The organism is Pseudomonas fakonensis (assembly GCF_019139895.1).
GTDB lineage: Bacteria > Pseudomonadota > Gammaproteobacteria > Pseudomonadales > Pseudomonadaceae > Aquipseudomonas > Aquipseudomonas fakonensis.
In genome coordinates, this window is the sequence record NZ_CP077076.1 from 2117987 (window position 1) to 2136978 (window position 18992).

The 18992-nt window shown below is 64.3% G+C and carries 14 protein-coding genes; 10 read left to right on the forward strand and 4 right to left on the reverse strand.

Features of this window, described 5'->3' with window-relative positions:
- Positions 1 to 140 precede the first annotated feature (140 nt).
- Entirely contained in the window at positions 141 to 2732 is a 2592-nt protein-coding gene (gene acnD / locus KSS94_RS09600) for a Fe/S-dependent 2-methylisocitrate dehydratase AcnD (protein WP_217842748.1), read from the forward strand.
- 117 nt (positions 2733 to 2849) lie between these two features.
- Positions 2850 to 4040, forward strand: a complete 1191-nt coding sequence (prpF, locus tag KSS94_RS09605; RefSeq protein WP_217842749.1) for a 2-methylaconitate cis-trans isomerase PrpF — start codon at positions 2850 to 2852, stop codon at positions 4038 to 4040.
- Between the two features lie 284 nt (positions 4041 to 4324).
- Here prpF and acnB read toward each other — a convergent pair whose 3' ends face one another.
- A complete protein-coding gene (gene acnB / locus KSS94_RS09610; RefSeq protein ID WP_217843556.1) occupies positions 4325 to 6934 on the reverse strand; it encodes a bifunctional aconitate hydratase 2/2-methylisocitrate dehydratase in 2610 nt (869 codons plus the stop codon).
- 406 nt (positions 6935 to 7340) lie between these two features.
- Here acnB and KSS94_RS09615 point away from each other — a divergent pair, with 406 nt between their 5' ends.
- Positions 7341 to 7814 carry a DUF1289 domain-containing protein gene (locus KSS94_RS09615; protein WP_217842750.1) on the forward strand — a complete coding sequence of 158 codons (474 nt, stop codon included), beginning with the start codon at positions 7341 to 7343 and terminating at the stop codon, positions 7812 to 7814.
- A 197-nt stretch (positions 7815 to 8011) separates the two neighbouring features.
- On the opposite strand, the gene queD is transcribed toward KSS94_RS09615, so the two are convergent.
- Together queD and KSS94_RS09625 are read right to left on the reverse strand one after the other, a co-directional pair.
- Positions 8012 to 8368 carry a 6-carboxytetrahydropterin synthase QueD gene (queD, locus tag KSS94_RS09620; protein ID WP_011533154.1) on the reverse strand — a complete coding sequence of 119 codons (357 nt, stop codon included), beginning with the start codon at positions 8366 to 8368 and terminating at the stop codon, positions 8012 to 8014.
- 54 nt (positions 8369 to 8422) lie between these two features.
- On the reverse strand, positions 8423 to 9502 hold the full coding sequence (locus KSS94_RS09625) for a patatin-like phospholipase domain-containing protein (RefSeq protein WP_217842751.1): 1080 nt from the start codon (positions 9500 to 9502) through the stop codon (positions 8423 to 8425).
- A gap of 184 nt (positions 9503 to 9686) precedes the next feature.
- On the opposite strand from KSS94_RS09625, the gene KSS94_RS09630 reads away from it, so the two are divergent.
- From KSS94_RS09630 to KSS94_RS09650, 5 genes are all read left to right on the forward strand, one after another.
- Positions 9687 to 9995: a PepSY domain-containing protein gene (locus KSS94_RS09630; protein WP_217842752.1), complete on the forward strand. Its 309-nt coding sequence runs from the start codon at positions 9687 to 9689 to the stop codon at positions 9993 to 9995.
- Positions 9995 to 10309 (forward strand): PepSY domain-containing protein, encoded by a 315-nt coding sequence (locus tag KSS94_RS09635; RefSeq protein ID WP_217842753.1) that lies wholly within the window; start codon positions 9995 to 9997, stop codon positions 10307 to 10309. The genes KSS94_RS09630 and KSS94_RS09635 overlap by 1 nt, the downstream gene beginning before the upstream one ends.
- Complete coding sequence (locus KSS94_RS09640; protein WP_217842754.1) at positions 10310 to 10978, forward strand: response regulator transcription factor; 669 nt, start codon at positions 10310 to 10312, stop codon at positions 10976 to 10978.
- The gene (locus KSS94_RS09645) at positions 10975 to 12294 is read left to right on the forward strand and encodes a sensor histidine kinase (protein ID WP_217842755.1); all 1320 of its coding nucleotides are present in this window, start codon (positions 10975 to 10977) and stop codon (positions 12292 to 12294) included. The genes KSS94_RS09640 and KSS94_RS09645 overlap by 4 nt, the downstream gene beginning before the upstream one ends.
- 284 nt (positions 12295 to 12578) lie before the next feature.
- Complete coding sequence (locus tag KSS94_RS09650) at positions 12579 to 13736, forward strand: HPP family protein (protein WP_217842756.1); 1158 nt, start codon at positions 12579 to 12581, stop codon at positions 13734 to 13736.
- On the opposite strand, the gene KSS94_RS09655 is transcribed toward KSS94_RS09650, so the two are convergent.
- Positions 13710 to 14576 (reverse strand): LysR family transcriptional regulator, encoded by an 867-nt coding sequence (locus KSS94_RS09655; protein ID WP_217842757.1) that lies wholly within the window; start codon positions 14574 to 14576, stop codon positions 13710 to 13712. The two genes, KSS94_RS09650 and KSS94_RS09655, sit on opposite strands and share 27 nt — an antisense overlap.
- A gap of 309 nt (positions 14577 to 14885) precedes the next feature.
- On the opposite strand from KSS94_RS09655, the gene KSS94_RS09660 reads away from it, so the two are divergent.
- On the forward strand, positions 14886 to 16133 hold the full coding sequence (locus tag KSS94_RS09660; RefSeq protein WP_217839792.1) for an IS256 family transposase: 1248 nt from the start codon (positions 14886 to 14888) through the stop codon (positions 16131 to 16133).
- A 956-nt stretch (positions 16134 to 17089) separates the two neighbouring features.
- On the forward strand, positions 17090 to 18979 hold the full coding sequence (locus KSS94_RS09665) for a propionyl-CoA synthetase (protein WP_217842758.1): 1890 nt from the start codon (positions 17090 to 17092) through the stop codon (positions 18977 to 18979).
- Positions 18980 to 18992 lie beyond the last annotated feature (13 nt).

The window sequence follows — 18992 nt, forward strand, 5'->3', positions numbered from 1 at the left end:
CAGCCCTTTCGCGACACAAGGCCGCTCCTACAGGTGCGGCACTATCCCTGTAGGAGCGGCCTTGTGTCGCGAAAGGGGCGCGCAGCGCCCCCATTGGCCAGACCTGCCCACCGAATACCGTGACCGAGCCTGATAACGATATGAACACTGCATACCGCAAGCCCCTGCCAGGCACTGCCCTGGACTATTTCGACGCCCGCGCCGCGGTCGAGGCGATCAAGCCCGGCGCTTACGACGGCCTGCCTTACACCTCCCGGGTACTGGCCGAAAACCTGGTACGCCGCTGCGACCCGGCCACCCTGGATGCTTCGCTGAGCCAATTGATCGAGCGCAAGCGCGACCTCGACTTCCCCTGGTTCCCGGCCCGGGTGGTGTGCCACGACATCCTCGGCCAGACCGCGCTGGTGGACCTGGCCGGCCTGCGCGACGCCATCGCCGACAAGGGCGGTGACCCGGCCCAGGTCAACCCGGTGGTGCCGGTGCAGTTGATCGTCGACCACTCCCTGGCCGTGGAATGCGGCGGTTTCGACCCCGACGCCTTCACCAAGAACCGCGCCATCGAAGACCGCCGCAACGAAGACCGCTTCCACTTCATCAACTGGACCAAGCAGGCATTCAAGAACGTCGACGTGATCCAGCCGGGCAACGGCATCATGCACCAGATCAACCTGGAGAAGATGTCGCCGGTGATCCACAGCGACCACGGCGTGGCCTACCCGGACACCTGCGTCGGCACCGACAGCCACACCCCGCATGTGGATGCACTTGGGGTGATCGCCATCGGCGTCGGTGGCCTGGAAGCCGAGAACGTGATGCTAGGCCGTGCCTCGTGGATGCGTCTGCCGGAAATCGTCGGCGTCGAGCTGACCGGCCGCCTGGCCCCGAACATCACAGCCACCGACCTGGTGCTGGCGCTGACCGAATTTCTGCGTAAGCAGAAGGTGGTGGGTGCGTACCTTGAGTTCCACGGTGCAGGTGCCAGTGCACTGACCCTGGGCGACCGCGCCACCATCTCCAACATGGCACCGGAATACGGCGCCACCGCGGCGATGTTCGCCATCGACCAGCAGACGCTGGACTACCTCACCCTGACCGGGCGTGACGACCATCAGGTGCAGCTGGTTGAAACCTACGCCAAGGCCACCGGCCTGTGGGCCGACAGCCTGGTCAAGGCCGAGTACGAACGCACCCTCTGCTTCGACCTGTCGAGCGTGGTGCGCAACATGGCCGGCCCGTCCAACCCGCATGCCCGGGTGGCCACCAGCGAGCTGGCGGCCAAGGGCATCGCCGGGCAGTGGCAGGAAGTGCCCGGGCAGATGCCTGACGGCGCAGTGATCATCGCCGCCATCACCAGTTGCACCAACACCAGCAACCCGCGCAACGTGATTGCCGCCGGCCTGATTGCGCGCAATGCCAACAAGCTTGGCCTTGCTCGCAAGCCCTGGGTCAAGTCGTCCCTGGCGCCGGGTTCCAAGGCTGTGCAGCTTTATCTGAAAGAGGCGGGGCTCGAGCAGGAGCTGGAGCAACTGGGCTTTGGCATCGTCGCTTTTGCCTGCACCACCTGCAACGGCATGTCTGGCGCGCTGGACCCGGTGATCCAGCAGGAAATCATCGACCGCGACCTGTACGCCACCGCCGTGCTGTCGGGCAACCGCAACTTCGACGGGCGCATCCACCCCTACGCCAAGCAGGCGTTCCTGGCCTCGCCGCCGTTGGTGGTGGCCTATGCCATCGCCGGCACCATCCGTTTTGATATCGAAAAAGATGTGCTGGGGGTGGTCGACGGCAAGGAAATCCGCCTCAAGGATATCTGGCCAAGCGATGCCGAGATCGACGCCGTGGTGCGTGCCTCGGTCAAGCCCGAGCAGTTCCGCCAGGTGTATATCCCGATGTTCACCATCGAGGAGGACAAGGGCCCGAAAGTGGCGCCGCTGTACGACTGGCGCCCGATGAGCACCTATATTCGCCGCCCGCCATACTGGGAAGGCGCCCTGGCCGGTGAGCGCACCTTGCGTGGCATGCGCCCGCTGGCGGTGCTGCCGGACAACATCACCACCGACCACCTGTCGCCTTCCAACGCCATCCTGCTGGACAGCGCCGCCGGTGAGTACCTGGCGAAAATGGGCCTGCCCGAGGAGGACTTCAACTCCTACGCCACCCACCGCGGTGACCACCTGACCGCCCAGCGCGCCACCTTTGCAAACCCCAAGCTGTTCAACGAAATGGTGCGCGAGGACGACGGCAGCGTGAAGCAGGGCTCGCTGGCGCGCCTTGAGCCGGAGGGCAAGGTGACCCGCATGTGGGAGGCCATCGAAACCTACATGCAGCGCAAGCAGCCGCTGATCATCGTTGCCGGTGCCGACTACGGCCAGGGCTCGTCCCGGGACTGGGCGGCCAAGGGCGTGCGCCTGGCCGGGGTCGAGGCGATCGTCGCCGAAGGCTTCGAGCGCATCCACCGCACCAACCTGGTGGGCATGGGCGTGTTGCCGCTGGAGTTCAAGCCCGGTACCGACCGCAACACCCTGGGCCTGGACGGCAGCGAAACCTACGATGTGGTGGGGCAGCGCACGCCGCGAGCAACCCTGACTCTGGTGGTTACCCGCCGCAATGGCGAGCGGGTCGAGGTGCCGGTGACCTGCCGCCTGGATACCGCCGAAGAGGTGTCGATCTACGAGGCCGGCGGGGTGCTGCAGCGCTTTGCCCAGGATTTCCTCGAAGGTTCTTCTGCCTGAGGGCCTCATCGCCGGCAAGCCGGCTCCTGCAGGTGGCGCGGCCCCTTGCAGGAGCCGGCTTGCCGGCGATGGGCTGCAAAGCAGCCCCATTCACCAGACAAGCAGGACATCACGACCATGTCACACGCAGCACAAATCCGCATTCCCGCCACCTACCTGCGCGGCGGCACCAGCAAGGGCGTGTTCTTCCGCCTGCAAGACCTGCCCGAACCCGCACAAACCCCAGGCCCCGCCCGCGATGCGCTGCTGCTGCGGGTAATCGGTAGCCCCGACCCCTACGCCAAGCAGATCGACGGCATGGGCGGCGCCACCTCCAGTACCAGCAAGACGGTGATCGTCGCGCCCGCCACCAAGCCCGGCCACGACGTCGACTACCTGTTTGGCCAGGTGTCCATCGACAGCGCCTTCGTCGACTGGAGCGGCAACTGCGGCAACCTCTCGGCGGCGGTGGGTTCGTTCGCCATCGCCAACGGCCTGGTCGACCCTGCACGGGTTCCGCACGATGGCACTGCCACGGTGCGCATCTGGCAGGCCAATATCGGCAAGACCATCATCGCCCATGTACCCATCAGCAACGGTGAAGTGCAGGAAACCGGTGACTTCGAACTGGACGGCGTAACCTTCCCGGCCGCCGAGGTGCAGCTGGAATTCCTCGACCCGGCCGCCGACGAGGATGGCGACGGCGGGGCGATGTTCCCCACCGGCAACCTGGTGGATGACCTCGAGGTGCCGGGCATTGGTACCTTCAAGGCCACTCTGATCAACGCCGGCATTCCGACCATCTTCGTCAATGCCGCCGACATTGGTTACACCGGCACTGAATTGCAGGACGCCATCAATGGTGACCCTGCGCAACTGGCCCGTTTCGAGACCATTCGTGCTTACGGCGCCGTGCGCATGGGGCTGATCGAGCGCATCGAACAGGCCGCCGGCCGCCAGCACACGCCGAAGGTGGCCTTCGTTGCCGCGCCCGCTGGCTACACCGCCTCCAGCGGCAAGGCGGTCAAGGCCGAGGACGTCGACCTGCTGGTGCGTGCGTTGTCCATGGGCAAGCTGCACCACGCCATGATGGGTACCGCTGCGGTGGCCATTGGCACGGCAGCAGCTATTCCGGGCACCCTGGTGAACCTGGCTGCCGGTGGTGGCGAGCGCAGCGCAGTGCGTTTCGGCCACCCGTCCGGGACCTTGCGGGTGGGCGCCGAGGCGCGGCAGGTGGATGGGCAGTGGGCCGTGACCAAGGCCATCATGAGCCGCAGTGCGCGGGTGCTGATGGAAGGCTGGGTGCGAGTGCCGGGCGGCTGCTTCTAGGTCTGGCTCAAGAACGCCGGGGCTGCTCTGCAGCCCATCTCGACCGGACGGCGCCCCGGCAAGGCCGCTTCCCACAGGATCGCGCAGAGTCTGGATCAGACGCTTTACCTGCAGGAGCAACTGTCTTGCTCAATTTCTAAGAGCTGGTGCGATCCCTGTGGGAAGCGGCCTTGTGTCGCGATTGGAGGGCGCAGCCCTCCCGGCAATCTCGAAGGCATAAAAAAAGCCCCGGCTCACACCGGGGCTTTTTCTTGCAGCTTGTCACTTACAACTTGCTGCTCAGCTTACGCCTGAACCACCGGGATCTTGGCGTTGGCTGCCGCCTCGCGGAACTCGGCGATCTGGTCGAAGCTCAGGTAGCGGTAGACGTCGGCAGCCATGCTGTCGATGTCTTTCGCGTACTGCATGTACTCCTCGACGGTCGGCAGCTTGCCGATGATCGAAGCGACCGCAGCCAGCTCGGCCGAGGCCAGGTACACGTTGGTGGCGTCGCCCAGGCGGTTCGGGAAGTTACGGGTCGAGGTGGAGACCACGGTGGAACCGGTCTGCACACGTGCCTGGTTACCCATGCACAGCGAGCAGCCTGGCATTTCCATGCGCGCACCGGCCTTGCCGTAGATGCCGTAGTAGCCTTCTTCGGTCAACTGGTGGGCGTCCATCTTGGTTGGCGGGGCCAGCCACAGACGGGTAGGGATACCGCCCTTGACCTTGTCCAGCAGCTTGCCGGCAGCGCGGAAGTGGCCGATGTTGGTCATGCACGAACCGATGAACACTTCGTCGATCTTCTCGCCCTGTACCGAAGACAGCAGGCGGGCATCGTCCGGGTCGTTCGGCGCGCAGAGCACAGGCTCTTTGACGTCGGCCAGGTCGATTTCGATGATTTCGGCGTATTCGGCATCGGCGTCGGCCGACAGCAGCTCAGGCTTGGCCAGCCAGGCTTCCATGGCCTGGGCGCGACGCTCCAGGGTGCGTGGGTCGCCGTAGCCTTCGCCGATCATCCAGCGCAGCAGGGTGATGTTGGACTGCAGGTACTCGGCGATGGCCTTCTCTGGCAGCTTGATGGTGCAACCGGCTGCGGAACGCTCGGCCGAGGCGTCGGACAGCTCGAAGGCTTGCTCGACGGTCAGTTCGTCCAGGCCTTCGATTTCCAGGATGCGGCCGGAGAAGGCGTTTTTCTTGCCTTTCTTCTCGACGGTCAGCAGGCCCTTCTGGATGGCGTAGTAAGGGATGGCGTGGACCAGGTCACGCAGGGTGATGCCTGGCTGCATCTTGCCCTTGAAGCGCACCAGGATCGACTCTGGCATGTCCAGCGGCATCACGCCGGTGGCGGCGGCAAAGGCCACCAGGCCGGAACCGGCCGGGAACGAGATGCCGATCGGGAAGCGGGTGTGCGAGTCGCCACCGGTACCCACGGTGTCCGGCATCAGCATGCGGTTCAGCCAGCTGTGGATGATGCCGTCGCCCGGGCGCAGCGACACACCGCCACGGGTGCGGATGAAGTCTGGCAGGGTGTGGTGGGTGGTGACGTCGATCGGCTTCGGATAGGCCGCGGTGTGGCAGAACGACTGCATGACCAGGTCGGCCGAGAAGCCCAGGCAGGCGAGGTCTTTGAGCTCGTCGCGGGTCATCGGGCCGGTGGTGTCCTGGGAGCCGACGGTGGTCATCTTCGGCTCGCAGTAGGCACCTGGGCGCACGCCCTGGCCTTCTGGCAGGCCACAGGCGCGGCCGACCATCTTCTGCGCCAGGGTGAAGCCCTTGCCGGTGTCGGCAGGCTGCTCTGGCTTCTTGAACAGGTCGGAGGCACCCAGGCCCAGCTCGGCGCGGGCTTTTTCGGTCAGGCCACGGCCGACGATCAGCGGGATACGGCCGCCGGCGCGGACTTCATCGAGCAGCACTTCGGTTTTCAGCTCGAAGGTGGTGACCAGCTCGCCGCTGTCGTGACGCTTAACTTCACCTTTGAACGGGTAAACGTCGATGACGTCGCCCATGGCCAGGTTGGTGCAGTCGAATTCGATCGGCAGGGCGCCGGCGTCTTCCATGGTGTTGTAGAAGATCGGGGCGATCTTGGTGCCGAAGCAGAAACCACCGGCGCGCTTGTTCGGCACGTTCGGGATGTCGTCGCCGAAGAACCACAGCACCGAGTTGGTGGCGGATTTACGCGAAGAACCGGTACCGACCACGTCACCGACGTAGGCGACCGGGTGGCCCTTGGCCTTGACTGCTTCGATCTGTGCCAGCGGGCCGACCGAACCTGGCTGCGAAGGCTCGATGCCGTCGCGGGCCATTTTCAGCATGGCCAGGGCGTGCAGCGGGATGTCAGGGCGCGACCAGGCGTCCGGGGCAGGGGACAGGTCGTCGGTGTTGGTTTCGCCAGGCACCTTGAACACGGTCAGGGTGTACTTGTCGGCGATGGCCGGGCGGCTGGTGAACCACTCGCCGGCAGCCCACGAGTCGAGTACGGCCTTGGCGTGGGCGTTGCCCGCCTTGGCTTTTTCGGCCACGTCGTGGAAGGCATCGAACATCAGCAGGGTGTGCTTGAGCTGTTCGGCCGCGACGGCGCCCAGTTCGGCGTCATCCAGCAGCGTTACCAGCGTTTCGATGTTGTAGCCGCCCTGCATGGTGCCCAGCAGCTCGGTGGCGTGCTTGCGGTCGATCAGCGGCGATTTTGCCTCGCCCTTGGCGACGGCGGAGAGGAACGCGGCCTTGACGTAGGCAGCTTCGTCCACCCCTGGCGGTACGCGGTTGGTGATCAGGTCTACGAGGAAGGCTTCTTCGCCGGCCGGCGGGTTTTTCAGCAGCTCGACCAGGCCTGCAGTTTGTTCGGCGTTCAGCGGCTGGGGCACGATACCCAGAGCGGCACGCTCTTCGATGTGTTTGCGGTAGGCTTCAAGCACAGTTATTACCCTCATCAGTGGTCCCTAAAGGGGGTCCGGGACGCTTATCCAGCATTCCTTGCACCCATGCGCAATGACGGCTTTTTGAGCCGCGCTGCCAGGGTCGCAGAGAATCCTTACAGAAGCTGTTTTCAAAGTTTTACGCCTGTAGAACGGAAGGCTGATGAGGGGTTGGTGCGGGACACGCCAGGTGCCTGGCCCGAACCAACGCCGTTCTACCGGATGAACTGTGCTCGTGACGCTTTGAAAACAGCTTCCAACGGACATTGTTGCCTTGAAAAGGCGGATCGATTCTACGGCAAAAAATGCCCGATGGTAAGGCGCAGAAGATGACTTTAACGGGTGACCCTGGTTAGACAAAGGGCTAACATGAACCCGTGTTCCACCGCCAAGCCGTTGTTTTTCCATGTCCAACCAGTCCATCAAGACCCCTTGCGTCGGCCTTTGCTCCACCGTCTACGGTGACCTGGTGTGCCGTGGCTGCAAGCGCTTCCACCACGAAGTGATCCACTGGAACGGCTACGACGACGAGCAGAAACGCGCCGTGTGGCTGCGCCTGGAGCAGTTGCTGGTGCAGGTGATGATGGCCAAGCTCGAGGTGTTCGACAAAGAACTGCTGCGCCAGCAGCTGGAGAACCGCTCGATCCGCTTTGTCGCGCATCAGTCGGAATACTGCTGGGCGTACCAGCTGATCGCCCGCGGTGCGCGGATGATCCGCGAGCTGGAAGCCTACGGGATGGTGTTGCTGCCGGAGTTTCGCGACTGGGACCTGCCGCAACTGCGCGATGCCATCGACCGCGAGTTCTTTTTGCTTTCAGAGGCGCATTACCAGCGCTACATCGCCCCGAGTTTCTTGCGCGATGCCATGGGGCAAGGCTGACGGCCATGCGATCCCTGTAGCAGCGGCCTTGTGTCGCGATGGGGCCCCGGGATCTCTGCCTCATGCAAGATTGCTGGGGCTGCTGCGCAGCCCTTTCGCGGCACAAGGCTGCTCCTGCAGGTACAGCGCATGATTCAGGCCCTGCGCAAACCTGTAGGAGCCGGCTTGCCGGCGATGAATCTCACGCGGTCATCGGCCTAGTCGCCGGTATATTCACAACCGCTGGTGCAGGTCTCGTGAATACGCACTTTCGACAGCTCCGGCAGCAGCGGCTTGACCTGTTCCCAGATCCACTTGGCGATCACTTCGCTGGTGGGGTTTTCCAGGCCCGGGATGTCGTTCAGGTAGTTGTGGTCCAACTGCTCGTAGATCGGCTTGAAGATCGCCTTGATTTCGGAGAAGTCGCGGATCCAGCCAGTGTGCGGGTCGAGCGGGCCGGTCAGGTGCAGGGCCACCTTGAACGAATGGCCATGCAGGCGGCCGCACTTGTGCCCGGCGGGGACGTTGGGCAGGCGGTGGGCCGATTCGAAAGTAAATTCCTTGAAGATTTCCACGCTGTCTGAACTCTGTGTGTAACGAAGATTGCGCGCAGTCTACCAGCATGCCCGCTACAAGGCTTGCAGCCGATCAGCCAACTGCCCGGTGGCGATTAGCTCGAGCAACTCGTCACCCAGCCGCTGGCTTTCGGCAATCGCCTTGTACCAGTAACGCTTGCGGCCCGGCGCATCACCCATGAAACGCTTGAAGTCGTTGCGGTCGGGCAGCTTGCCGTAGGGCAGGGCGGCCAGGTACTGCGCCGATGGCGTCATCAGTAGCACGTTCTGCAGGCGCGTGGCGTCGCCCCGGCGCCAGGGTAGTGCCTTGTCGAACCAGCCAGGCACCACCTTGTCGGTGAAGTGCGGGTACAGCACCAGGTCGTCGCCCTGGTACGGCAGGTCGAGGTGGTAGTCCAACAGGCCGCCGTCGCGGTAGGTGCCGGCCCCGGCGCCGGGGATGTCGCGTACACCTTCCATTACCATCGGTATCGAGCCCGAGGCCAGCAAGGCGTGGCGCAGGTTGGCCAGGTCCAGCGGCAGGCAGCGCGAGGGGAAGTCGGTCAGCGGGCCCAGCGGCGGCGCGCTGCGCTGGTCGTGCAGGATCACCCGCTCGAAGTGCCGGCCCAGGTTGGCGCGGCCCAGCAGGTTGCTGGCCAGCACCGAGCCCAGGCCCATGCCGAGGCGCCCGCGGTGGTCGTGGGCCAGTTGGCCGTGGCTTTTCACCACCAGGATGTTCAGCCGGTAGTGGGGGCTGGCGAGGATCTGCCCGTCGCGGCCTTGCAGCAGGTCGTCGAGCATGCGCTGGCAACTCTGGCTGATCTGCCGCGGCGTCACGCCCTTGGCGAAGTCCTGCTCGGTGTACAGCTCGCCCAGGCGGCGGATGCCCTCGACCGGGTCGTCCAGGCAGGCGCTGGCGAAGCGCCAGGAGCCGATCGAGGCGCCGATCAGCGCGCGTTGACGGGGCGCCGAGGGCAGCCATTCACCGAACAGCGCCAGGTCCAGGCCCTGGATGCCCAGCGGCTTGGGGCCGCCGGCGGCGCCGGGCAGCACGCCCACATCGGCCGCCAGCAGGCCGCGTTCGCGGATCTGCTGCAGGGCGCGTTGGCCGGCCTTGAAGGTCAGGGCGGGGTACTTGATGTGGATGGCGGTCATGGCGCGGTCCGTGCGGGGCGGGTCAGGCAGTATAAAGGCAGATGGACCTATCGCGGGCAAGCCCGCTCCTACAGGCCGCGCACCAGCTGCGCTATCATGCGGCCAGCTGTTTTCAGGTTGAATTAAGGACCTGCGGTTAGTCTTGTTCACGTAGACAACGCATACATCTCCAAGGAGAGACCCCATGAAAACTTTGACTGCCCTGTTCACCGCCGCCGCCCTCGCATTCGGTGCCAACGCCGCCTTCGCCAAGGATGTGCAGCCCGACGAAGTGGTCAAGCTGGTCAACGCCAAGACCATCAAGTCGCTGGATGAACTCAAAGCCACTGCCGTGGCCAAACACCCCGGCGCCACCGTGACTGACTCGGAGCTCGAGAACGAATACGGCCGCTACATCTACAAGGTCGATCTGCGCGACGCGCAGAACGTCGAATGGGACGTCGACCTCGATGCCAAGACCGGCGAAGTGCTGAAGGACGAGCGAGACAACTGATGAGCGAGTTACCGCGAACGGCGCGCTACCTGGCCCTGGCCCTGCTGGCCGCCTGTTCGCTGGCCGCCGCCCGCGACCTGGACCAGGATGAAGCCCTGGAGCTGCGCAAGCAGGGCATCATCCTGCCGCTGGAACAACTGCTCGAAACCGCCCTGGGGCGTTACCCCGGGGCGCGCCTGCTGGAGGCGGAGCTTGAAGAAAAGCACAAGCGCTACGAATATGAAGTCGAGCTGCTGACCCCCCAGGGCGTGGTGCGCGAGATCAAGCTCGACGCCCGCACCGGTGCGCTGCTCAAAGACGAGGAAGACGACTGAATGCGCCTGCTGCTGGTCGAAGACAATGTGCCTCTGGCCGACGAACTGACCACCGCCCTGCAACGCCAGGGGTACGCCGTGGACTGGCTGGCCGATGGCCGCGATGCGGTGTACCAGGGTCAGAGCGAACCCTATGACCTGATCATCCTCGACCTGGGCCTGCCCGGCCTGCCAGGGCTCGAGGTGCTGGCGCAGTGGCGCGCGGCGAAGCTGGCCGCCCCGGTGCTCATTCTGACCGCCCGCGGTTCATGGGCCGAGCGCATCGAAGGGCTCAAGGCCGGTGCCGACGACTACCTGACCAAACCCTTCCACCCCGAAGAGCTGCAACTGCGCATCCAGGCCCTGCTGCGCCGGGCCAAGGGGTTGGCCAACCAGCCACGCCTGGAAGCTGCCGGCCTGCACCTGGACGAATCGCGCCAATGCGTCAGCCGCGAAGGCGTCGACATCCAGCTCACCGCTGCCGAGTTTCGCCTGCTGCGTTACTTCATGCTGCACCCGGGCCAAGTGCTTTCCAAAAGTCACCTGGCCGAGCACCTGTATGACGGCGAGACCGAGCGCGATTCCAACGTGCTCGAGGTGCACGTCAACCACTTGCGGCGCAAGCTTGGTCGCGCGGTGATCGAGACCCGCCGCGGCCAGGGTTACGTGTACGCCGGGAGCGCCGCGTGAAGTCGATCCAGGCGCGCCTGAGCCTGGGCCTGGTGGCGGTACTGGTGGTGGTGGGCCTGGGCGTGGCGCAACTGACGCTGTGGCTGTTCGAGGCCGGCTTGCAGCGCTACCTGGAAACCGGCCTGCGCAAGGAGAGCGAGAACCTGCTGGTGGCGCTGGTGCGCGGGCCGAACGGCTTGCAGCTGGACGAGCGGCGGATTTCCTCGGCCTATCAGCGGCCATTTTCTGGCTATTACTTTCGCATCGACTTCGACCAGGGCACCTGGCGTTCGCGTTCGCTGTGGGACCTGGACATGCCCAAGCCGGCCAAGCCTGGCTTGGACGACGGCCATGAACTGGGCCCCGAAGGCCAGCAACTGCTGGCCTACCGTGGCGACTACCGGCGCCTGGGCCAGGACATTTCGATCAGCGTAGCCCAGGACTATTCGCCGGTGCGTGAGGGCTTTCGGCGCATGCAGCAGATCGGCCTGGGCATCGGCCTGGTGGCGCTGGTGCTGGTGCTGGTGTTGCAGCGCATCACCGTGACCCGCTCGCTGCGCCCATTGGAACGCGCCCGCCGGCAGATCGCCCAGTTGCAGCAGGGTCAGCGTTCGCAGCTGGACGCCGAGGTGCCCAGCGAGTTGCAGCCGCTGGTGGACCAGATCAACCACCTGCTGGCCCATACCGAAGACAGCCTGCGGCGCTCGCGCAATGCGCTGGGTAACCTCGGCCATGCCTTGAAAACGCCGTTGGCGGTACTGCTGAGCCTGGCCGCCAGCGAGCGCCTGCAAGACTTGCCCGAGGTGCAGGCGCAGTTGCGCGAGCAGCTGGAGCAGATTCAGCAGCGCCTGGCCCGCGAACTGAACCGCGCGCGCCTGGCCGGCGATGCGCTGCCCGGCGCGCAGTTCGACTGCGATGCCGAGTTGCCGGGGTTGCTGTCCACGCTTGGGATGATCCACGGCGAAGGGCTGTTGCTGGTGCGCGACGTGCCGCCCGGGCTGCTGTTGCCCTGGGACCGTGAGGACTTGCTGGAGCTGCTCGGCAACCTGCTGGATAACGCCTGCAAATGGGCTGACAGCGAGGTGCATCTGGGCATTGCGCCGAGCACCGAGGGTTACCAGTTGTGGGTTGACGATGACGGCCCCGGCATTCCCGAGAGCCAGCGCCTGCAGGTGCTGGAGCGCGGTTCGCGGCTGGACGAGCAGGTCGACGGCCATGGCCTGGGGCTGGGCATAGTGCGCGATATCGTCGAGGCCTGGGGCGGGCGCATGGCCTTGCTCGACAGCACCCTGGGCGGGTTGCGGGTGAGCATCGAGTTGCCGCGCAAGCATCGTTGATCTGCATGTGGCCTCATCGCAGGCTGCTACAGGCGCTTGCGATCCCTGTAGGAGCCGGCTTGCCGGCGATGAGGCCAGGCCTGCAAAAATATTGCACTTCTAGCGCACTTTTTTGAATTAGCCCCAAAACGGTGCGCCCGGCACAATCCCTCCTCACGAAACCCCTGCGGTTTCCATCTCTCCATGGACGGAGCCCCTTGCGTTATTGCATTTGCAATACAGGGCCCAGGCCGGTTGCGCTGGGCTTTCTTTTCCACCATAAAAAATACGACCCCATTACTTCGATGTCTGCCACGCGTCCTGAAAGTCGTCTGCAGCGCCTGCTACCGGCGCCCCTGAACATCCCCCCCAAAGAATGGTTGCGCGCAGGCCTTGGCGGGCTGCTTGGCCTGTTCCTCGCCGGCTACCTGTGCAGCCTGGCCTATGGCCCGTCCGTCGCCCTGCATCTACTTGGACCGCTGGCAGCTTCGGCGGTGCTGGTGTTCGCCGTGCATTCCGGCCCCTTGGCCCAGCCGTGGCCGGTACTGGGCAGCTATGCGTTGGCCGGCGCAGTTGGCCTGGCCATGCGCCACAACTTCGGTGACGGCCTGTGGGTGGCTGCCGCTGCGCTGGGTATCGCCCTGGTGCTGATGTGCCTGCTGCGCTGCCTGCACCCGCCGGGTGGCGGTGTGGCGGCAAGCGCGGTGCTGGCCGACCCGGGGCTGGTTGCCATGGGTGATCACCTGCTCGAGCCGGTGCTGCTCAATGCGTTGATCCTGGTGGCGGTGGCGGTGCTCTACAACCGCTTGACCGGTGTGCGCTACCCAAAGGGCGCGGCTCCGCGCAAGGACCTGCACCACACCCACGACCCGCTGCCCGGCGAGCGCGTAGGCATCAGCGCAGACGACCTGGACCAGGCCCTGGAAGAGATCGGCGAGTTCGTCGACGTGACCCGCGACGAGCTGGAACGGATCATCCTGGCTACCGAGCAGCACGCCCTGCAGCGCAGCCTGGGCGGCATCACCGCTGGCGCCGTGATGTCCCGCGACGTGCAGTCGGCCAACCCCGGCACCACCCTGGAGCAGGCCTGGAAGATGCTCGATGGGCATCACCTGAAGACCCTGCCGGTGGTGGAAAACGGGCGCCTGGTGGGCATCGTCAGCCTCAGTGACCTGGTTGGCCCGGCCATGGCCCGCAGCCGTTTCAGCTGGCGCGGGTTGCTGCGCCGCCAGACTGTGCGCCTGGAGCAGGTGATGAGCCGGAGGGTGGTCAGTGTCGGCAGCGCCCACCCGCTGGAGCGCCTGCTGCCGCTGCTCAGCGAGCAGGGCCTGCATTGCCTGCCGGTGCTGGATGATGGGCGTTTGGTAGGGGTGATCACCCAGACCGACCTGATCGCCGGCCTGAAGCGCCACCTGCTCAATGCCGCAGCGTTGGCCTCAGATAAGCGGGTCCCAGCGCTGTGACCAGTCGCTCATGTCGCCGGCCACCAGCTGGCGCAGCACGCTGAAGGCCTGTTGCAGGGCCTCGCTGTCGCGCTTGCGGGCGTACACGAGGAAGGTCGGGTAGGTGAACTCCGGCGCCTGCGGCACCCGCTCGAACACCCCGCTTTGCAGATAGGCTTGCACCACCCGTGTGCGGAAGTAGCCGCTGCCGCCGCGGTCGAGGATGAACTGCAAGGCCAGTGGCCCGAGGTTGAAGCTCAGCGCCGGGCGCGACAGGTCGGGCAGGGCGGCGTCGTGCTGACGGCGGAACGCCTCGCCCCAGTCGATGTAAATGTAAGGCTCCGGGACATCCACCCGGCGCACGCGGATCAGCTTTTCTTCCATCAACTGCTCCACCTGCAGCCCCGGGCCGTAGGTGGGCTGGTATACCAGTGCGGCGTCCAGCAGGCCCATTTCCACTTTGCGCAGCAGTGATTCGCCGTCACTGACTTCGCTGCGGATGGCGTGGCTGGGCAGCTCGATGTGCAGGGCGCTGACCCAGTCGAGCATCATGGGGTTGCCCAGGCTCACCTCGCCACCGATGTGCAGCACCTGCTGGCAGCCCTGGGGCAGGGGCAGGTCGCGGCGGGCGGCTTCCCAGGTTTGCACCAGCTGGTTGGCGTAGGTGACGAAGGCCTCGCCGTCGCTGGTCAGGCTGGCGCCGTTGTGGTTGCGGATGAACAGTTGGCAGCCCAGTTGCTGTTCCAGGCGCTGGACGCGGGCGCTGATGGCGGTCTGGGAGACGAACAGGCGTTCGGCCGCGGCGGCCAGGCTGCCGCAGCGGACGATTTCCAAGAAGGTTCGGGCCTGGTCGATGTCCATTGGGCTGCTCTGTGGTGGGGGTTGGGTATTCTAGAGCGGTTTGCACCGAAATGGGGCTTTGGGTTGCCCTGAGGGGGTAGGGTACGGCTTGGTGGCGATGGCGTTGGTGTGGGCGTTTTACATCTTGCGGTGTAAGTTGTTTGATCTGTTTGATCTGTTTGATCTGTTTGATCTGTTTGATCTGTTTGATCTGTTTGATCTGTTTGATCTGTTGGTATTTGTATTGGTTGGTTTTGATAATTTTATGCGCATTCATTGAGGGTGTCAGAAATTTTGTGTTCGGGCATAACATGAGTAAGAGGTGCATGTATGCCAACCAAGAAGAAACCCTTGCGTGACCTGCCCAAAATCCCCAAAGAGCTGCTGGAGCAGTTCGGTGAGGGCCTGATGTCCGCAGAAGCTATTGAGGATGCCTCTGCGGCGTTCAAGAAGGCCCTGATCGAGCGCGCCTTGAGTGCCGAGCTCGGTCACCACCTGGGCTATCCTCCGGGCGCGCAGCGCCCGGAGGATGAAACCAATCAGCGTAACGGCAAGAGTAGCAAGACGGTTTTGACCGGTGATGGCCCGCTACGGCTGGAAATCCCTCGTGATCGCGACGGTAGTTTTGCGCCCATTCTGATCCCCAAGCATGAGCGGCGTTACACCGGTTTCGATGACAAGATCATCGCCATGTACGCCCGTGGAATGACGGTCAGAGAGATCCGAGCCTTTCTGTCCGAGCAGTATGGAACAGAGGTCTCACCCGACTTCATCAGCTCTGTGACAGACGAGGTCATGGACGAGATTGGCGCGTGGCAACAGCGGCCACTGGAGCCGATGTACCCGGTCATTTTCTTCGATGCGCTGCGGGTGAAGATCCGCGAAGAGGGCCTGGTGCGCAACAAGGCCATTTACTTGGCCCTGGGCGTTCTTCCCGACGGAACGCGAGATATCCTGGGCATCTGGATCGAGAACACCGAGGGTGCGAAGTTTTGGATGAAGGTCTTTAACGATCTCAAGACGCGCGGTGTCGAAGATGTGCTGATTGCCGTGACCGATGGCCTCAAAGGTATGCCAGAGGCTCTCAGTGCCGTGTTTCCAGAGACGACGTTGCAAACGTGCATCGTACACCTGATCCGCAACAGCCTCGACTTCGCGGCCTGGGACAAGCGGCGAGCTCTGGCCAAGGAGCTGAAGCCGATTTACCAAGCCATCAATGCTGAAGCGGCTGAGCAAGCACTCGATGAGTTTGAGAACGGGCCGTGGGGCGAGAAATATCCAACGGTGGTGGCTGCTTGGAGACGGGCTTGGGATCGCGTGATTCCATTCTTTGTTTTCCCGCCCGCCATCCGGAAGGTGATCTATACCACCAACGCCATCGAGAGCATCAACGCCCAGCTACGCAAGGTCATCAAGACTCGTGGGCATTTCCCGAATGATGACGCAGCGACCAAACTGATCTGGCTGGGATTGCGCAACATAACAGCCAATTGGGGAAAGCCGGCCCATGACTGGAAAAGCGCGATGAATCAATTTGCGATTCTGTATGGAGATCGGTTCATCAGGCCGACCTGGTGAGAATCAGGGCCTGCCTGACGGCAGGCCGTTACCGGCCCGCACACAAAAAATCTGACAGTCCCCATTCATTATTTGTATTGACGCTTATTCACCTTTCCGCCCTTACGGCGGCTCACTTTTTGAGGGATCAAAAAGTAAGCAAAAAATCCTCGCTCCATTCATCCGGCCCCTGCGCTTCGCTCCGGGGTTCCCTCACTCCGGGCTTGCTCCGGGGGTACGCGCCGACGGGCCGTCCCTGGCCCGATCGGCGCTCGACCGGCATCCATGCCGGTCGCCCCCCTACGCAATCCCTGCGTTCGGCCTCCTGAAGTCGCGAAGTTAGGGGCGGCGCCTGCACTGGCGCAGCTAACCGCTAGTTGCATTTGTGGGACCTCAGGATTGCAATCGCCGGCAAAGCCGGCGATAGGGTCCGAACAAACAACACATCAATAACAATAAAACCAACATCCCAGCTCTTGATCTGGCTCTTGATCTGGCTCTTGATCTTGCTTCTAAGTGCGCGATAGCCCAGGCAACACAAATCGCGACTTCAGGAGGCCGAGCGTAGGGATTGCGTAGGAGGGCGACCGGCATGGATGCCGGTCGAGCGCCGATCGGGCCAGGGACGGCCCGTCGGCGCGTACCTCCGGAGCAAGCCCGGAGCGAGGGAACCCCCGAAGCGCAGCGTAGGGGGCCGGATGATGGGAGCAGGCGGCTTTGGTTACTTTGGCCGCCCAAAGTAACCCGCCGTAAGGGCGGAAAGGTGACAAAAAGCCGCCATCGTCAATGAATGCGCATACATCTCCAAAAGCAATCACCATAAACTTCGAACCCGAACCCGAACCCGAACCCGAACCCGAACCCCCCCAGCGCAAATCTGCACAACCCTTAAGACATAAGTCCCATGGCAGCCCCACCCCCGCCAGCCATACTCACCGTTCGCCCTTCAATAACAACAAGTACCGGGTAGCGAACCAATGACCTATCAGCACAGCTACGCCCATTCCATCGCCGACCCTGCGGCCTTCTGGCAGGCCCAGGCCGAACAGCTGGCCTGGCACCGCAAGCCAACCCTCACCCTGCAACAAAACCCCGACGGCACCCACCGCTGGTTCGAAGACGGCCGCCTGAACACCTGCCACCTGGCCCTCGACCACCAGATCCAGCAAGGCCGTGGCGAGCAACTGGCGCTGATCTACGACTCACCCGTCACCGGCACCCAGCAAAGCTTCACCTACCACCAGCTACGCGACGAGGTGGCGCGTCTGGCCGGCCTGCTGCGCTCGCTGGGCGTGGGCAAGGGCGACGGGGTGATCATCTACATGCCCATGGTGCCCCAGGCCGCCATGGCCATGCTCGCCTGCGCGCGCATCGGTGCCGTGCACTCGGTGGTGTTCGGCGGTTTTGCCGCCAATGAGCTGGCCCTGCGCATCGACGATGCCCGGCCCAAGCTGCTGCTCACCGCCTCCTGCGGGCTGGAGTTCGACCGGGTGATCGAATACAAGCCACTGGTCGACCGCGCCCTGCAACTGGCCCGCCATCAGCCCGGGCATGTGCTGGTGCTGCAACGCCCCCAGGCCACCGCCGAGTTGCAACCTGAAAGGGATCTGGACTGGCAGCAGGCGCTGGCCGGCGCCCAGACGGTAGACCCGGTGGAACTGGCCGCAGGCGACCCGCTGTACATCATGTATACCTCCGGCACCACCGGCAAACCCAAGGGCATCGTGCGCGAAAACGGTGGCAACGCCGTGGCCCTGTGCTACGCCATGCGCCACGTCTACGGCATGCAGGCGGGTGATGTGTGGTGGGGGATTTCCGACGTCGGTTGGGTGGTGGGCCATTCGCTGATCGTCTACGGGCCGCTGATGAGCGGCTGCACCACGGTGTTCTACGAGGGCAAGCCGATCCGCACCCCGGATGCCTCGGCCTACTGGCGGGTAGTGCAGCAGTACAAGGTCAATGCGCTGTTCTGCGCGCCCACCGCCATGCGCGCGATCCGCAAGGAAGACCCCGAGGGCGAGCTGATTCGCCGCCACGACCTCGGCTCGCTGCGCCAGCTGTTCCTGGCCGGCGAAAAGCTCGACTCCAGCACCCACGAATGGCTGGAGCGGGTCAGCGGCAAGCCGGTGCACGACCACTGGTGGCAGACCGAGACCGGCTGGCCGGTCACCGCACCCTGCGTTGGCCTTGAAGGCAGCGCGGCACGACCAGGGTCGAGCAACCGCGCGGTGCCGGGCTACCACGTGCAGGTGCTGGACGACGACGGCAAGCCGCTGGGGCCGAACCAGCAGGGCGCCATCGTCATTGCCCTGCCATTGCCGCCGGGCTGCAGCCAGACCCTGTGGGGCGACCACCCGCGCTATCTGGAGGCCTACCTGCACAGCTACCCCGGCTACTACCATACCGGCGACGGCGGCTACCTGGACGATGATGGTTTCGTCTACATCATGGGCCGCACCGATGACGTGATAAACGTGTCCGGCCACCGGCTGTCCACTGGCGAAATGGAAGACCTGGTCGCCCGCCACCCGGCAGTGGCCGAATGCGCGGTAATTGGCGTGCATGACGAGATCAAGGGCCAGGTGCCACTGGCACTGGTGGTGCTCAAGGACGGGCAGGGCATTGGCGAGGTGCAGTTACAGGGCGAGTTGGTGACCAGCGTGCGCGAGCACATTGGTGCGTTGGCCTGCTTCAACCGTGTGCGGCTGGTCAAGCGCCTGCCCAAAACCCGCTCGGGCAAGATTTTGCGAGCGGTGCTGCGCAAGATCGCCGACGGGCAGGCCTATGTGCCGCCATCGACCCTGGATGACCCGGCGGTGCTGGGGGAAATCGAAGGAGTGCTGGCGGACCTGCCCAGGGCGGGCTGATGCATTGGCCGTA

What these genes read in the sequence shown, in the direction of transcription:
- KSS94_RS09625 (WP_217842751.1), bottom strand. Translation starts at nt 9,502, where the DNA reads ATGACCGCCATCCACATCAAGTACCCCGCCCTGACCTTCAAGGCCGGC.
- KSS94_RS09640 (WP_217842754.1), top strand. Translation starts at nt 10,310, where the DNA reads ATGCGCCTGCTGCTGGTCGAAGACAATGTGCCTCTGGCCGACGAACTG.
- KSS94_RS09660 (WP_217839792.1), top strand. Translation starts at nt 14,886, where the DNA reads ATGCCAACCAAGAAGAAACCCTTGCGTGACCTGCCCAAAATCCCCAAA.
- KSS94_RS09615 (WP_217842750.1), top strand. Translation starts at nt 7,341, where the DNA reads ATGTCCAACCAGTCCATCAAGACCCCTTGCGTCGGCCTTTGCTCCACC.
- prpF (WP_217842749.1), top strand. Translation starts at nt 2,850, where the DNA reads ATGTCACACGCAGCACAAATCCGCATTCCCGCCACCTACCTGCGCGGC.
- acnD (WP_217842748.1), top strand. Translation starts at nt 141, where the DNA reads ATGAACACTGCATACCGCAAGCCCCTGCCAGGCACTGCCCTGGACTAT.
- KSS94_RS09650 (WP_217842756.1), top strand. Translation starts at nt 12,579, where the DNA reads ATGTCTGCCACGCGTCCTGAAAGTCGTCTGCAGCGCCTGCTACCGGCG.
- KSS94_RS09635 (WP_217842753.1), top strand. Translation starts at nt 9,995, where the DNA reads ATGAGCGAGTTACCGCGAACGGCGCGCTACCTGGCCCTGGCCCTGCTG.
- KSS94_RS09630 (WP_217842752.1), top strand. Translation starts at nt 9,687, where the DNA reads ATGAAAACTTTGACTGCCCTGTTCACCGCCGCCGCCCTCGCATTCGGT.
- KSS94_RS09665 (WP_217842758.1), top strand. Translation starts at nt 17,090, where the DNA reads ATGACCTATCAGCACAGCTACGCCCATTCCATCGCCGACCCTGCGGCC.
- KSS94_RS09655 (WP_217842757.1), bottom strand. Translation starts at nt 14,576, where the DNA reads ATGGACATCGACCAGGCCCGAACCTTCTTGGAAATCGTCCGCTGCGGC.